General features: G+C 74.0%; 16 protein-coding genes. 10 read left to right on the top strand and 6 right to left on the bottom strand.

Going from position 1 to position 14,912, the window contains the following annotated elements; translation table 11 throughout:
* Positions 1–41 precede the first annotated feature (41 nt).
* The 6 genes from ACZ6TV_RS19055 (at position 42) to ACZ6TV_RS19030 (ending at position 5,095) form a co-directional block, all read left to right on the top strand.
* Entirely contained in the window at positions 42–869 is an 828-nt protein-coding gene (locus ACZ6TV_RS19055; RefSeq protein ID WP_465298513.1) for a siderophore-interacting protein, read from the top strand.
* Entirely contained in the window at positions 866–1,660 is a 795-nt protein-coding gene (locus ACZ6TV_RS19050; RefSeq protein ID WP_465298512.1) for a hypothetical protein, read from the top strand. The genes ACZ6TV_RS19055 and ACZ6TV_RS19050 overlap by 4 nt, the downstream gene beginning before the upstream one ends.
* A 48-nt stretch (positions 1,661–1,708) precedes the next feature.
* Positions 1,709–2,272 carry a DUF7691 family protein gene (locus ACZ6TV_RS19045; RefSeq protein WP_465298511.1) on the top strand — a complete coding sequence of 188 codons (564 nt, stop codon included), beginning with the start codon at positions 1,709–1,711 and terminating at the stop codon, positions 2,270–2,272.
* A 111-nt stretch (positions 2,273–2,383) separates the two neighbouring features.
* A complete protein-coding gene (locus ACZ6TV_RS19040; RefSeq protein ID WP_465298510.1) occupies positions 2,384–3,214 on the top strand; it encodes an alpha/beta hydrolase-fold protein in 831 nt (276 codons plus the stop codon).
* A 94-nt stretch (positions 3,215–3,308) separates the two neighbouring features.
* Positions 3,309–4,301: a hypothetical protein gene (locus ACZ6TV_RS19035; protein WP_465298509.1), complete on the top strand. Its 993-nt coding sequence runs from the start codon at positions 3,309–3,311 to the stop codon at positions 4,299–4,301.
* A gap of 2 nt (positions 4,302–4,303) precedes the next feature.
* Entirely contained in the window at positions 4,304–5,095 is a 792-nt protein-coding gene (locus tag ACZ6TV_RS19030; RefSeq protein WP_465298508.1) for an inositol monophosphatase family protein, read from the top strand.
* Here ACZ6TV_RS19030 and ACZ6TV_RS19025 read toward each other — a convergent pair.
* Positions 5,070–7,235 carry an MMPL family transporter gene (locus ACZ6TV_RS19025; RefSeq protein ID WP_465298507.1) on the bottom strand — a complete coding sequence of 722 codons (2,166 nt, stop codon included), beginning with the start codon at positions 7,233–7,235 and terminating at the stop codon, positions 5,070–5,072. The two genes, ACZ6TV_RS19030 and ACZ6TV_RS19025, sit on opposite strands and share 26 nt — an antisense overlap.
* Positions 7,236–7,379: 144 nt before the next feature.
* Here ACZ6TV_RS19025 and ACZ6TV_RS19020 point away from each other — a divergent pair, with 144 nt between their 5' ends.
* The 3 genes from ACZ6TV_RS19020 to ACZ6TV_RS19010 are packed head-to-tail and all read left to right on the top strand — an operon-like array spanning position 7,380 to position 9,562.
* Positions 7,380–8,519 carry a sensor histidine kinase gene (locus ACZ6TV_RS19020; RefSeq protein ID WP_465298506.1) on the top strand — a complete coding sequence of 380 codons (1,140 nt, stop codon included), beginning with the start codon at positions 7,380–7,382 and terminating at the stop codon, positions 8,517–8,519.
* On the top strand, positions 8,516–9,202 hold the full coding sequence (locus tag ACZ6TV_RS19015; protein ID WP_465298505.1) for a response regulator: 687 nt from the start codon (positions 8,516–8,518) through the stop codon (positions 9,200–9,202). Before ACZ6TV_RS19020 ends, ACZ6TV_RS19015 begins: the two co-directional genes overlap by 4 nt.
* Before the next feature lie 21 nt (positions 9,203–9,223).
* The gene (locus ACZ6TV_RS19010; RefSeq protein ID WP_465298504.1) at positions 9,224–9,562 is read left to right on the top strand and encodes an Imm51 family immunity protein; all 339 of its coding nucleotides are present in this window, start codon (positions 9,224–9,226) and stop codon (positions 9,560–9,562) included.
* Between the two features lie 16 nt (positions 9,563–9,578).
* Here the strand turns inward: ACZ6TV_RS19010 and ACZ6TV_RS19005 are convergent, their stop codons facing one another.
* Together ACZ6TV_RS19005 and ACZ6TV_RS19000 are read right to left on the bottom strand one after the other, a co-directional pair.
* Positions 9,579–10,007, bottom strand: coding sequence for a nucleoside deaminase (locus ACZ6TV_RS19005; protein WP_465298503.1), 429 nt, complete (start codon positions 10,005–10,007; stop codon positions 9,579–9,581).
* A complete protein-coding gene (locus tag ACZ6TV_RS19000) occupies positions 10,004–10,873 on the bottom strand; it encodes a PhzF family phenazine biosynthesis protein (protein WP_465298502.1) in 870 nt (289 codons plus the stop codon). The genes ACZ6TV_RS19005 and ACZ6TV_RS19000 overlap by 4 nt, the downstream gene beginning before the upstream one ends.
* A gap of 93 nt (positions 10,874–10,966) precedes the next feature.
* Between ACZ6TV_RS19000 and ACZ6TV_RS18995 the strand changes: the two genes are divergently transcribed.
* Complete coding sequence (locus ACZ6TV_RS18995; protein WP_465298501.1) at positions 10,967–11,407, top strand: Lrp/AsnC family transcriptional regulator; 441 nt, start codon at positions 10,967–10,969, stop codon at positions 11,405–11,407.
* Here ACZ6TV_RS18995 and ACZ6TV_RS18990 read toward each other — a convergent pair whose 3' ends face one another.
* The 3 genes from ACZ6TV_RS18990 to ACZ6TV_RS18980 all read right to left on the bottom strand — a co-directional run bounded on the left by ACZ6TV_RS18990 (position 11,408) and on the right by ACZ6TV_RS18980 (position 14,732).
* Positions 11,408–11,767 (bottom strand): DUF2203 domain-containing protein, encoded by a 360-nt coding sequence (locus ACZ6TV_RS18990; protein WP_465298500.1) that lies wholly within the window; start codon positions 11,765–11,767, stop codon positions 11,408–11,410.
* A gap of 38 nt (positions 11,768–11,805) precedes the next feature.
* Positions 11,806–12,297, bottom strand: a complete 492-nt coding sequence (locus ACZ6TV_RS18985) for a universal stress protein (RefSeq protein WP_465298499.1) — start codon at positions 12,295–12,297, stop codon at positions 11,806–11,808.
* A 68-nt stretch (positions 12,298–12,365) separates the two neighbouring features.
* Complete coding sequence (locus ACZ6TV_RS18980; protein ID WP_465298498.1) at positions 12,366–14,732, bottom strand: penicillin acylase family protein; 2,367 nt, start codon at positions 14,730–14,732, stop codon at positions 12,366–12,368.
* Positions 14,733–14,912 lie beyond the last annotated feature (180 nt).

The raw sequence follows: 14,912 nt of genomic DNA, 5'->3' as shown, positions 1-14,912 counted from the left end.
GGACAACCGGTGCTCCGCGGGGCGTATACCGTTGGCGTGTGATGGCAGAGCAACCGGCGCGGCGGGCACCGCAGGCACACACCGGGCGGGTGGTGCGCACCGAGCGCCTCACCCCGAACATGCACCGGGTGGTGCTCGGCGGCGACGGGCTCGCCAGGTTCGACGCCGGGCAGCACACCGACCATTACGTGAAGCTGATGTTCCCGGCCGCCGGGGTCGTCTACCCGCGGCCGTTCGACCTCGCCACGATCCGGGCCGAGTTCCCGCGCGAGCAGTGGCCGGTCACCCGGACCTACACGGTGCGTGACTGGGACCCGTCGACGCGTGAGCTGACCCTCGACTTCGTCATCCACGGCGACAGCGGCCTCGCCGCGCAGTGGGCGGTCAACGCCCGGCCCGGCGACGAGCTGTCGTTCGGCGGGCCCGGCGGCAAGTACTCGCCCGACCCGGCGGCCGGCTGGCACCTCCTCGCCGGCGACGAGAGCGCCCTGCCGGCGATCGCGGTCGCGATGGAGCGCCTCCCCGAAGGCGCCGTCGCGGAGGCGTTCGTCGAGGTCGCCGACGCCCGCGAGGAGCAGAAGATCGCCGGCGTGACGTGGCTGCGCCGCGGCGACCGCCCCATCGGCGAGGCCCTCGTCGAGGCCGTCACCGGCGTCACGTGGCACGGCGACGACGTCCACGCGTTCGTCCACGGCGAGGCCGGCTTCGTCAAGGAGCTCCGCCGCCACCTGCGTCTCGACCGGGGCGTGCCGCTGGACCGGCTGTCGATCTCCGGGTACTGGCGGCTCGGCCACGACGAGGACGGCTGGCAGGCCGCCAAGCGCGACTGGAACACGGCCGTCGAGGCCGAGCAGGAGGGCCGCGCGTGACGGTGGCGCTGCTGCTGAAACTGCTGCTCGCCCCGCTGCTCGTCGTCGGCTCGTCGCTCGCCGGCCGCCGGTGGGGCGCCGCCGTCGCCGGCACCCTCGTCGCGCTGCCGATCGTGGCCGGCCCGATCCTCCTCGTCACCTGCGTGGAGCAGGGCCCGCGCTTCGGCGCCCGCGCCGCCTCGTCGGCGCTGCTCGGGCTGGTGTCCCTGGCGGTGTTCACGGTCGTGTTCGCGTGGTGCTCGCGCCGGCTCGGCTGGGCCGGCTCGCTGTCCGTGGCGTGGCTCGTGACCCTCGCCCTCGACCTGGTGCTCGCCCGGCTGAGCGTCCCCCCGTTCCTCGGTTTCGCGGTGGTACTGGCCACCGCCTGGCTCGCGCTCCGCGTGTTCCCGCCCGAGCCGGCGACGGACTCCCCGGCGGCGACCGGGTGGCCGTGGTGGGACCTGCCGGGCCGCTCCCTCGCCACGGCCGCCCTGGTCGTGGCCGTGACCACCGCCGCCGCCACGGTCGGCCCGGCGCTGACCGGCGTGCTCGCCCCGTTCCCCATCGCGACGAGCGTCGTGGCCGCCTTCGTCCTCGCCCGGCAGGGCACCGGCGGCGCGGTGCGCACGCTGCGCGGCGTCCCGCAGGGGCTGCTCGGCTTCGCCGTGTTCTGCCTGATCGTCGCCGTGCTCGTCGAGCGCCTCGGCACGCCACTGACGTTCACGGTCGCCGTCGCGGCCACCCTGGCCGTCCAGCTGGCGTGGCGCTGGGCGCTGGCCCGCCAGGCCCGTCCCGCCCTGGCCTCGGGCTGACCCGCCGGCGCGGGGTACCGTCGGCGCACGACAGGACGAGGGGGTTCCATGGGTTACGGCGTGATGGCCTACCGGGTGGACATCGACAAGCTGACCGCGTTGTGCGGCAGCGGCGACAACCAGATGCGGCGGGCGATCTGCGGCAGGTTCCGCACGGACATCGCGCGGCTCAACGACGACCTCGACTGCTCCAGCGAGCGCGGCGCGCCGTCGGTGTTCACGGCGATCGAGCACCTCGTCATGGGCGGCGACAAGACCCTGCCCGGCCACCTGTACGGCTACGGGTTCAAGTACATGGTCGAGTTCTCCGGCAGGTTCCTCGACAACAGCCTCTTCTACCCGTGCCCGTCGTCCTATTTGGACAGTACCGTCGACCCCGCGGTCAAGGAGACCGGCGCCGGGATCAGCATGTCGGACCTGATCTTCCGGGGCGCGCCGGTCAGCTTCCCGCCGCCGGACGACTTCCCCGCCATCGGCTACTGGACGGCGGACGAGGTCGCGGCCGCCGCCGAGCCGCTGCGCAACGGCACGTCCGACGAGGTCCGCGCGCTCGCCGCCTGGACCGCCGGAGCCGCCGCCGAGCAGAAGGGCATCATCGGCTTCTACCACTGAGCCGTCGTGCGATCCGGTGCCCCCGGACGCGGACCTGACCGCCGCTGCGTCGTTGGTACAGGCAGAGCCGCCGCAACCGGGGAGGCCACGACACGACACGGGGTGACCGCATTGCGCCGACGACTCCTGCTCACCGGCGCCGCGGGCGTCGCCGTCACGGCGGCGGCGACCGGCGGTGGGCTCTATCTCGCCGGCCACGCCGGGTTCGGCGCGGCGCTCGCCGGGCGGTTGTTCGGCGGGACCGGCCCGGCAGCGGTCGTGCCGGACGTCGCGGCCGGCGACGAACGGCTCGAGCGCCGGCACTCGGCCGCGCGGGGCAGGACCGTCGACTTCTACACGAGCGTCCCGGCCGGGCACGGCGACGGCCGCGGGCTGCCGGTGTGCTTCGTCCTGCACGGCGGGTCGAAGGCGCCCCGCGACTTCCCCGCCCTCGGCCTCGGCCGGTTCCTGACCGCGGCCGTCGAGGACGGCGCTGCACCGTTCGTGCTCGCGGGCGCGGCCGGCGACCGCCTCGCCTGGCGTCCTTCGGGAGCGGACGACCCGCGGCGGATGGTGCACGAGGAGCTTCCCACGTGGTGCGCCGAGCGGGGGTTCGACACGGGCCGGATCGCGCTGTGGGGCTGGTCGATGGGCGGCGCCGGGGCGCTGCTGCTCGCGGAGACGTTCCCCGGGTTCGCTCGCGCGGTCGCCGCGTTCTCCCCCGCGGTCGCGCCCGGCGACGACGTGTTCACCGCCGCCGACGCGCTCCTGGGCACCCCGGTCGGGTTGTGGTGCGGCCGCGACGACCCCTACTACCCGCCGGTCCGCGCCCTTCAGGACCACCTCCCGGAGCCGCCCGCCGCCGGTTCGTACACCCGCGGCAGGCACAACTTCGGCTACTGGAGCACGGTCGTCCCGGCCGCGTTCGCCTTCGTCGCCGACCTGCTGACCCCGCGGAGGTAGGGACAGCCCCAGCACGCCGTCTGGGGATGGCGGGACGCGGAAGACGGGGGGCGGCGGGCCTGTGCCGGGCGGCCCGGATTGGGACCGTAGGGCCATGTCCACCATGACCGGTCCGCAGCCCCTCCGATGGCACCGCCCGCTGCTGTGGTTCGCGGCGGCGATGGGTGCCGTGACCCTCGTGTCCCTCGCCGGGATCCTCGTCGACGACCGGCTCGTCGCCGGCAGCCCCGCCTGGCTCAAGCCCTTCAAGTTCGGTGTGTCGCTCGGCGTGTACGCGGTGACCCTCGCCTGGCTGTTACGGCACGCCCGCCGCGCGCGCCGGACCGGCTGGTGGGCCGGGACGGTCGTCGCGGTCGCGTCGGCCGCCGAGATGACCCTCGTCGTGCTCCAGGCGGTGCGGGGGCGGCCGAGCCACTTCAACAACAGCACCCCGTTCGACGAGACCGTGTGGTCGCTGATGGGCAACATGGTCGTGGTGCTGTGGACGGCGAGCCTCGTCGTCGCGATCGTGGTGGCGGTCCAGCGCGGCGGCGACCCGGTGCTGAAGTCCGCGGCGCGGCTCGGGTTCGCGCTGTCGCTCGCCGGGATGCTGGTCGCGTTCCTCATGACGACCCCGACCGACGAGCAGGACGCCGCCCTCGAGCGGGGCGAGGTGGTCGGCACGATCGGCGCGCACAGCGTCGGCGTCGCCGACGGCGGCCCGGCGATGCCGGTGACCGGCTGGTCGACGACCGGCGGGGACCTGCGCATCCCGCACTTCGTCGGCATCCACGCGCTGCAGGCGCTGCCGCTGCTGGCGCTGCTGCTCGCCGCGGCCGCCCGGCGCCGGCCCGGCGGGGTGCTCGCCTCGCAGCGGGTGGCGCGCGGGCTCGTGCGGGCGGCGGCGCTCGGGTACGGCGGCCTCATCGCCCTGCTGACCTGGCAGGCGCTGCGCGGCCAGCCGCTGCTCGAACCCGACGCCGGGACGCTGCTCGTGGCGGGTGCCCTCGCCGTCACGATCCTGGGCGCCGCGGGTCTCGCCCTGCGGGCGCGGGGCGGCGCGCCGATCGCCCAGGACCCCGCGGCGGTCGCCCCGGCTATCGTCTGACGGTGACGATCGACGACCTGGAGCTGGCCATCGCCGCCGCCGAAGCGGGCGCGGCGGTGGTCCGTTCCCGTTTCGGGACCCGGCTGGAGCACTACGCGAAGGGCGGCGGCGACTTCGCGACCGCCGCCGACCTTGAGGCGGAGCGGGCGATCCTCGGCGTGCTGCGCGCCGCCCGGCCCGGCGACGCCCTGCTCGGCGAGGAGTCCGGCCGCACCGGCGGCGGGGACCGCACGTGGATGGTCGACCCGTTGTGCGGGACGCTCAACTACGCCGCCGGCGCGATGCTCGTCTGCGTCAACGTGGCGCTGCGCACCCCGGAGGGCACCCCGGTGGCGGTGTCCGCCGACCCGTTCGCCGGGGAGGTGTTCTGGGCCTTCGACGGGCAGGCCCGGGTGCGCAGCTCCGGGTCGGACGCGCCGCTGGTACCGACGCCGCAGACGACCCTCGTGGACGTCGACCTCGACCCGCCGCACCCGAACGCCCCCGCCTTCCACCCCGCGCGGCTCCTCGCGGATCCGGCGTTCGGCGAACGCTTCCGGCCACGGGTCGTGTCGACGAGCCTCGCCCTCGCGTGGGTGGCGGCGGGCCGCCGGGCCGCGTACGTGTACGACGGCGACCTGCGCGACAGCGTGCACTTCGCGGCGGGCGTCGCGCTGTGCGAGGCCGCCGGCTGCGTGGTGACCGGGCTGCGCGGGCAGCCGCTGCACACCGGGGCCGGCGGCCTCCTCGCCGCCGCGGATCAGGCGACCCACGCGGCGCTGCTCGAGCTCATCGAGCGGCAGTTCCGGCACTGACGAGCGCCCTGGGTGGCGCGGGCTCGCCGGCGTTCAGCCGCTCGCCCTCGACGTCCACGTCGGGCAGGAGCCGGTCGAGCCGGCCCGGCAGCGCCCACGCCCGCCTGCCGAGCAGCATCATGACCGCCGGCACCAGGGTCATCCGCACGACGAACGCGTCGAAGAGGATCGCGGCCGCCAGGGCGAACCCGATCGACTTGATCATGGGTTCGGGGGACAGGACGAAGCCGGAGAACACGCTGATCATGATGATCGCGGCGGCCGTGACGACCCGCGCGCCGTGGCTGAACCCGTTGACGACGGCGTCGCCGGGCGCGGCGCCGTGCACGTGCTCCTCCCGCATCCGGCTGACGAGGAACACCTCGTAGTCCATCGCGAGGCCGAACACGATGCCGATGAGGATGACGGGCAGCAGGCTGACGATCGGGCCCGTCTGCTCGACGCCGATGAGGCCGGCGAGCCAGCCCCACTGGAACACGGCGACGACCGCGCCGAACGTGGCGGCGACGCTGAGCAGGAACCCGCCGATCGCCTTCAACGGCACCAGCAGCGACCGGAACAGCAGCGTCAGCAGCAGGAACGCGAGCACGACGATGACCGCGAGGTACGGGCCGAGCGCCGAGCCCATCTTCGCCGAGATGTCGATGTTGACGGCGGTCGTGCCGGTGACCGCGAGGGTCGCGCCGCCGGCCGGCGCGAGGCCCCGGATGGCGTGCACGAGGTCGGTGGTCTGCGCGGCGTCCGGCGCGGTCGCCGGGACGACCTGCAGGATCGCGGTGTCGCCGGCCGGGTTGAGCACCGGCGGGCTGACGGTGACGACACCGGGCAGCCGCGCGATGCTCCCGGCCGCGGTGGTCGCGGCGGCGGCCGGGTCCGGGCTGCCGGCGGCGTCGACGACGACGAGCAGCGGCCCGTTGAAGCCGGGACCGAAGCCGTCGGTGAGCATGTCGTACGCCTTGCGCTGCGTCGTCTGCGGCCCGGCCAGGTTGTCCCCGGGCAGGCCCAGCCGCATGTCGAGGACCGGGACGGCGACGGCGACGAGACCGGCGACCGTCACGGCCAGGGTCACGAGCGGCCGCCGGGTGACGAGCAGCGCCCACTTCCGTCCCATGGTGCCGCCGTCGCTGATCTTCCGGCCCTTCAGGACGCGCTGCCCGGCGAACCCGAGCAGGGCCGGCAGCAGGGTCAGCGCGATGAGGACCGCGACGATGACGGCGCCGGACGCGGCGAGCCCCATCTGGGTGAGGACCGGGATGTTGACGACCGCGAGGGCGCCGAGCGCGATGACGACCGTGAGCCCGGCGAACGTGACCGCGGACCCGGCCGTGCCCACCGCCCGCCCGGCCGCCTCGACGCCCTCCCTGCCCAGGGCGATCTCGTGCCGGAAGCGCGAGACTATGAACAGCGCGTAGTCGATGGCGACGGCGATGCCGAGCATCAGCGCGAGGGTCGGCGTGCTGCTGCTGATGTCGGCGAAGCCGGTGACGATCTGGATGCCGGCCATCGCCGCGCCGACGCCGAGCAGCGCGGTCAGCAGCGGCAGGCCCGCGGACACCAGCGAGCCGAGGGTGACCAGCAGGACGAGCGCGGCGATGAGCAGGCCGACCACCTCGGCGATCCCCTGCTCGGCGGGCGCCTGCAGCGCGTCGCCGCCGATCTCCACCGTCAGTCCCGCGGCGCGCCCGGTCCCGGCCGCCGCGACCAGCCGCTCACGGTCGTCGTCGGTCATGCCGATCGGCGCGACGGTGTAGGTCACCTGCGCGTACGCGACGGTGCCGGCGGCGTTGACGGTGCCGCGCAGCGGGTCGCTGACGGTGGCGACGTGCCCACCGGCCTTCAGCGCGGTGACGGTCCGCTCGACGGCGGCGGCGTTGTCCGGGTCGGTGAGCCGCTCCCCCTCCGGCGCGGCGAACACCACCCGGGCCTGCGCGCCGCCGGCACCCGCCTGCGGGAAGCGCTGGGCGAGCAGGTCCTGGGCCTGCTGGGCCTGCGTGCCCGGGATCTCGAACGTGCCGGCCGTCGGTCCGGACAGGGTGGCCGCGCCGACGCCGAGGGCCGCGATCAGGGCCAGCCACAGCGCGAGGACCAGCTTCCGTCGGCGGAAGCTCAGCCTGCCGAGCCGGTACAGGTAGGTAGCCATGCGCTCAACACTCGAGCTCCGCGCGCCGGAAAGCGTCGTCCCGGCGCAGGCTCCGGCCTACCACGGGCGTGGTATCCGCGCCGGTGGCGGGTACCGCGGCCGGACGACGCCGCGCGGGCTCCCCGCCGCGTACGGTGCAGGGTGATGGACGGTAGCGGGGTGTGGAAGCAGATCGCCGGCAGGCCTCTCCTGCTGGACATGCTGCTCGCGCTGGTCCTGGCGTTCGCGGTGCTGCGCGCCGCCGCCGACGACCGGGCCACCGCCGGTGACGTGCTGGTCGCTGGCGTGGCGTTCGTCGCCGTGCTCATCCGCCGGCTGCGCCCCCTCGAAGCGCTCGGCATCGCCACCCTCGCGACCGTCGGCGCGATCCTGCAGGGCGTCAGCAACCCCGGGCTGATCGTCGCGCTCGGCGTCATCACGTACTCGATCGCCGCGCACACCGACCGGCGCAAGGGCTGGCTGTGCGCGGTGGCCGCCTCCAGCATCGTCTACCTGACCGGGCTGGTCGTCGCCGCCGGGGACTGGTGGCGGGGCGAGACGCTCGGCATCTTCGCGTGGATCTTCATGGCCGCCGCGGTCGGCGACGCGGCCCGCTCGCACCGGGCGTACGTCGCCGAGGTCGAGGAGCGCGCCCGCCGCGCCGAACAGACCCGCGAGGACGAGGCCCGCCGCCGGGTCATGGACGAGCGCCTGCGCATCGCCCGGGAGCTGCACGACGTGGTGGCGCACCACATCGCGGTCATCAGCGTGCAGGCCGGTGCCGCCGCGCACGTCCTGCAGCGCCGGCCGGAGCAGGTCGGGCCGGTCCTCAACCACATCCGCGAGGCGTCCGACACGGTGCTGAAGGAGATCCAGTCGGTGGTCGGGGTCCTGCGCGGCGCCGACGAGCCCGACAGCGGGTCCTCGGAGCCGACCCCGGGCCTGGCGCACCTGCCGGAGCTGCTCGCCACGCTGTCGACGACCGGGTTCGGGGTGCGGCACCGGCAGGTCGGCGAGGCACGGGACCTTCCCGCGATGGTGGATCTCGCGGCGTACCGCATCGTGCAGGAGGCCCTGACGAACGCGCACCGGTACGGCGACGGCCCGGCCGACCTGGTCGTCGAGTACACCCCGTCCGACGTGGTGCTCTCGGTCAGCAACCGGATCGCGCCGGCCGCTCCCTCGGCGGGCTCCGGGTACGGGCTGCTCGGCATGCGCGAGCGGGCGGCCGCCGCCGGCGGCACCGTGACCGCGTGCCCGGTCGCCGCCGGTCTCTTCCGCGTCCACGCGGTCCTGCCGTCATGACCATCCGCGTCCTGCTCGCCGACGACCAGGCCCTCATTCGCGCCGGCTTCAAGATGATCATCGACTCGGAGCCCGGGTTCGAGGTCGTCGCCGAGGCCGCCGACGGCCGCGAGGCCGTGGACCTGGCCCGCACCGCCCGCGCCGACGTCGTCCTCATGGACATCCGCATGCCCCGCATGGACGGCCTGGAGGCCACCCGCCGCATCGGCGCCGACGACAACCTCGCCGGCGTGCGCATCCTCGTCCTCACCACCTTCGAGACCGACGACAACGTGGTCCTGGCCCTGCAGGCGGGCGCCAGCGGCTTCCTCGGCAAGGGCGTCGCCCCGGCGGACCTGCTGCACGCGATCAGGGTCGTCGCCGGCGGCGAGTCCCTGCTGTCCCCCCGCGCCACCCGCGGCCTGGTCAGCCGCTTCCTGACCACGCTGCGCCCGGGCGCGCAGGACGTCCTGCCCGCCCTGGACCTGCTCACCGACCGGGAACGCGAGGTCCTCGTCCTCGTCGCCCACGGCCTGTCCAACGACGACATCGCCGCGCACCTGTTCGTGTCGCCCCTGACCGCGAAGACCCACGTGAACCGCGCGATGACGAAACTCAACGTCCGCGACCGGGCCCAGCTGGTCGTCCTGGCGTACCAGAGCGGCCTCGTCCGCCAGGGCGACCCTCTTCCGTCGCCCCGCTGACGAGCCTGCCAGGATGCGCCCATGAACCCTCTGCGCCTGATCGAGACCTCGCCCGGCAAGTACTCGCTGCTGCTGAACGCGGGCACCACCGCCGTCGACGGCGTCCTGCAGTCCCTCGGCCACGAGCCGCACGGCTACTTCTGGGCCGCGATCGCCCGGCTGCTGGTCGACACCGAGGAGCCGGCGCTCGCGGGCCGCTTCTCCTACGACCCCGAGGCCGGGATGTTCTGCGCGTACGGCACGGACCGCGCCGGCCTGGAAGCCCTGTCCAAGCTCCTGACCCCGGTGGTCACGGACCCGGACCAGGCGAAGAAGGCCGTCGATCTGGCCCTCGCCAAGGGCGTGGACCTCGACGACTGACGCCCGCCGGGTGCGGTCACGTGTAGTAGCCGTCGACGGCCGCCCTCGCCGCGTCCAGCAGGAACGGGCCATCCTGCGGCACGGCGGGGAAGCCGCCGCCGGGCTTCAAGGCGTCGAGCTGGGCGGCGGACAGGGCGTAGACGACCCGGCCGAGGCCGGAGCGGTCGATGGCGCCGGTGCACATGCCGCACGGTTGGCAGCTGGTGTACAGCGTGGTGCCGGCGGCGACGTCCGGGGTCAGGTTGCGGGCGGCCCAGCGGGTGAGCTTCAGCTCCGGGTGGGCGCTGATGTCGCCGTCGGACAGGACGGTGTTGTGGTCCTCGGCGAGGACGTCGCCGCCGGGGCCGACGAGCAGCGACCCGAACGGCGCCTCGCCGGCCGCCCTGGCCCGGACCGCCAGCTCGATCGCCCTGCGCAGGAACTGCTCGTCCAGCGGTGTCGTCACGAAGCCTCCGGAAGCATCATCGTGCCGCGGGCGACGACCAGGCCGGAGCCGCTGACCTGCACCCGGGTGCCGGTGACGGTCACGGTGATGCGGCTCGGCCGGCCCATCGAGTGTCCCTGTTCGATGACGGCGACGAGGTCGCCGCCGCCGGCAAGGAACGCGGCCAGCGGCCCGGCGGCGGTGCCCGTCGCCGGGTCCTCCCAGATACCCATCGCCGGGTTGAAGAACCGCGCGTACGCGGTGGCGTCCGTGTCGGCCGTGTACAGGTAGCAGCCCTCCCCGTCGACCTCGCGCAGTGCCGCGGTGAGGCGGGCGCCGTCCGGCGCGGCCCGGTCGACGGCGTCCCGCGAGCGGACGGGTACGAGCAGGTGCCCGGCCCCGGTCGACACCACCTGCGCCGGCCGGTCCGCGACGAGGTCGTCCGGACCCAGCCCGAGCGCGGCGGCCAGCCCGGCCCGGTCGGTGACGACGGCACCGAACACCGGCGGCGCCTGCTCCATCGTGACGACGACCCGGTCACCGTCGCGGCGCACGTGCACCGGGTACACGACGTCGCCGATGTGCTGGGTGTAGGTGGCCTCGTCGTGGACCTCGAGCTCACCGGTCGAGGCGAGCCACAGCCACGCACCGAGGGCGTTGTGGCCGGCGCCGTACACCTCCTGCCCGGTCGGCGTGAAGGAGCGCAGCCGCCGCGTCGTGCCGGGCAGGGTCGGCCGCTGCACGAACGTCGTCTCGGACTGGTTGAACTCGCGGGCGACGGCCCGCATCTGGTCGTCGGTGACACCGTCGGCGTCGGTCACGAGGGTCAGCGGCGCACCGGTGAGCGGCGTCGCGGCGAACACGTCGACGTACACGAAATCAAGCACGGCAACGACGCTACGGCCCGCACGGACCCCGGTGCAGCACGTTCGTGCGGCATCCCGGCCGGTCCGCCGCAGAATCTGCGGTAGCCTGCCGCGATGACCGCACCCGGGCTCGACGAGGTCGATCGGCAGCTGCTCGCGGCGGTGCAGCGGGACGCCCGCGCGTCGCTGACCACCCTCGCCGCCGCGATCCACCTCGGCGTGTCGGCGACCCGGGCGCGGCTGAAGAGCCTGGAGGAGCGCGGCGTCATCACCGGCTACACGGCCAGGGTCGACCCGGTCGCGCTGGGCCTGCCGCTGCGGGCCGTCGTCCGGATGAAGGTCCACGGCGCCCTCTTCGACAAGGTCGCCGGCGTCCTGGCACGGGAGCCGCAGATCGTGCGGTGCGTGCGGGTGACCGGCGAGGCCTGCTACGTGGCGGAGATCCTGGCCGCTGACATGCCGGACCTGGCCCGCATCACCTCGGAGCTCGCCCGGGTCGGCTCCATCACCACCGACATGGTCTACGAGGTCGTCGTGGACCGGGCCGTGCCGTGACTACAGCGGGCGGCGGCCGGCGAAACCCAGGTCGGCGCGGTGGAACCAGGCCAGGTCCGCGTCCCCCTCGAGCCAGCACAGCAGGACCGGCACGCCGTCGACCGACGACGGGAAGTCCAGCAGCAGCGGCGCCACGCCCTTGATCTGCACGTCGGCCTCCTGCAGCGACGTCACCAGCTCGTCGAACCGCGCCGAGCGGGCCTTCCACTCCGGCAGCCCGCCCAGCTCGGTCGGCTCACCGCCGGGTGCGAGCGCCGCCGCGAGCTCGGTCGCGTCCGCCCGCACGGTGATGAGCTCGTCGAGCAGCGGCCGCAACCGGGCGAGCTCCGCGCGCGCCGTCTCGAGTGTGTACAGACCCATGCCCCCAAGTCTGGCACCCTCCGGCCCGGCGGGACGACCTAGCCCGCGGCGTGGGCGCGGACCACGACGACCGGGCGGTCCGACTTGTGGACGAGGGTGTCCGAGGTACTGCCGAGCAGCAGCTCGCTGAGCTTGCGGTGCCCGTGGGCGCCGACGACGATGCCGGGGCTGTCGCGCTCGCGGGCGATGCGCAGCAACGTCTCGGCGACGGTCATGTCGTCGGCGACGGCGAGGCCGGTGACGCCGAGGAAGCCCGCCTCCCGGGCCAGCACCGCCCCGTGCCGGGCCGTCTGCTTGGCGGCGTCGTACGCCGCCGAGTCCGCCTCGATCGCGCTGCGCAGGTCCAGCACGGTCGGCGGCATCTCCAGCCCGGTGACCGGCAGGGTCGCCACCTCGAAGCGCCGGCCGGGCTCCCAGACCGTGACGACGAGCGCGTGCCGGGGCCCGAGCAGCGGCGCCGCGTCGCGCACGGCCCGCGCCGACGCGACGGATCCGTCGAACCCGAAGATGACCGGTGCTCCAACCGTCATCCTCCCCACCGTACCGACGGATCCGCGGCGACAAGGATGACCTGAGGGTGATCGGCGGCGCCGGCCGGTCACCCCCACACGGTCTTGACGGTCAGCCTCGGGTCGGCCGCGATCGACGACTCGGAGTAGCGGCAGTCGCGCAGCTGCTTGTTGCGCCACAGCAGCGTCTGGTCGGGATCGCTCGACTCGCCGAAGGTCAGGATGCAGCGCGCCTGCGGGCCCGACGCCGTGTAGGCGAGCGTCAGCAGGAAACTCGTGCCGTAGTTGACGACGTAGCCCTTGTCGGTCAGGTCGCTGCCGGGCACGAACGTCCCCGGGTCCATGAACGGCTCCCGCGACGAGCCCGGGAACGGTTCGTACTGCGCCATGTTGGCGATGCCGACGTTCTCCGTCGAGCCGGGCACGGGGATCTTCTGGCCGGCCTTCACCGTGTACTGGACGGTCTGCAGCTGCACGTTCAACGGCAGCCCGACGGCCCGCATCCGCAGCATCGCCCGGGCCAGACCGGTCAGCAGCGGCGCCGGGTCGGCCGGCGCGCCACGCGGGGTCCGCGCCGGGTCCGCGGGGTTGAACGGCACACCGAACAGCGGACCGGCGGTCGTCAGCGCGTCCGGGTGCTCGGCGAGGACCGCGCCGATCGTCTCCCGCCACAGGACCGCGCCGCGGCTCGGCAGCTCGAACAGCCGGTCCCACGAGCCGAGCACGGCGCAGCCGGCGCTGATGTCGACCGGCGTACCGTCCACGGACACCGGACGGGTGCCCTGCGCGCGGCACGACGCGACGACGTAGCCGGCCAGCTCCGAGGCGGTCAGCGAGTCACCGGACAGGATCGCGGTGCCGAGCCCGGCGAGGTCGAACCTGGCGGTGCCGTTGATGAGCTTCAGGTTCTGCCTGGAGCGCGCCGACAGCGGCGTGCCCTCCAGGCCCTGCAACGGGGAAAATCCGGTCAGGAACCTGTTCGCGTTGGGCACCCAGTGGCTGTCGTTGGCGTTGAACACGTAGTCGCGGCGCTGCAGCTGCGGCTGCTGCGCGAACGGGATCAGCCCCGGCGAGCGCGCCCCCGGCGCGACGACCCACGCGTTGGCGCTGTCGCTGCCGTTGAGCGCGCCGAGCGGATGGGCGGCGAGCTCGGCGAGGGACGCGTCGGTCAGGTTCGGCGTCGGCGACGAGTCGGTGTACCAGGCGTTGCCGGCCGAGTCGGTCGCGATCGTGTTCACCCACGGGATGCCCTGGTCCCGTCCGATGGAGGCGCGCAGCCCGGCCACGTCGGTGGCGCGGGCCATGTTGAGCCACACCCGCAGCAGCCGGTCGTTGTCGATGTTGCCGTCGCGGTACGTGTACGCGGTCGTCGTGCTCCAGCCGAACGCCGGGTCGATCGCGGACAGGTCCAGCACCGGGCCGTAGCGGGTGAACCACATCGTGCGGGTCACCGTGCTCTGCCCGACCCGGATCGTCACCTGCTTCGACGTCATCGCCTCGGGCCGGCCGTCGACGTAGTACGTGGTCGGCGACCCCGGGACGAGGTCGACTGAGTAGAACGTGAACCGCGACCCCTCCGCGATCGTGTGCGTCCAGGCGACCTTGTCGGTGAAGCCGATCTGCACGCCGGGCAGGCCGCCGAGGCTCGCGCCGTACACGTTGAGGCTGCCGGGCACGGTCAGCTGCGACTCCCAGAACCGCAGCTCGCCCTCCCACGGGAAGTGCGGGTTGCCGACCAGCATGCCCTTGCCGGTCTGCGTCTTGTCGGCGCCGAGCGCCCACCCGTTGCTGGACAGCGCCTTCTGCTCGCCGAGCGCCTCGAGCCCCTGTTTCGTGACGTCGCCGCCGATGGCCGGCTTCGCGGTCAGGCTGCCCGGCGGCGTCGCCGAGGCGATCGGGCCGAGCAGGGCGTCGCCGCTGGCCAGGAGCGCGATGTTGCGCTGGTACGCCAGCACGTCGACAGCGCTGATGGGCGCCACCCACGGCTGCCCGGCGCACCAGCCGGGCACCCTGGACGCGCCGGTGGCCGCGAGGTAGGCGTTGAAGCCGCGCACGTAGCCGTTGAGGATGTCGCGCTCCTCGGGCTGCAGCCGGGTGAGCTGGTCCCTGGCGCGGTCGACGAGGCCGAGCGACTGGTACGCGAGGTCGGTCGCCAGGTTGACGCCGTCGGGCCCGGGGCCGAACCACTTGGACCGTTCGCTGCGGACCTTGACGATCTGGTCGGCGAGGTCGCAGAACCGGTCCTCCGCGTATGCCCACGCCTGCCCGAACGCGGCACTGCCGACGTTGCCGGCCAGCACGTGCGGCACCCCGTAGCTGGTGCGCCTGATCACGGCGGCGTACCCACCGGACGCGACGGCCTGCTCCGCCGATGCGGTCACGGGGACGGCGACGAGCGCCGAGGTCAGGAGGATCCCTGCCGACAGCGTGGTGACGATCCGACGGACGCGATGCACGGCTCCTCCGAAGTGACGCAGCGGACTTGATGACGGTCCCGAATCCGTTGTCCAGGTCCCATTCACCATGTGCAAATTCGGCATTCCATTGACCAATTCGGCGCGGGCCTCGCAGCCGGTCAGGCCACCATATGGCAATCGGTGACCTTTGCACCACGGTCAATGCGGATCAATCGAGAT

Source organism: Dactylosporangium sp. NPDC051087 (genome assembly GCF_055586325.1).
This window is presented reverse-complemented; position numbering and strand designations above follow the sequence as displayed.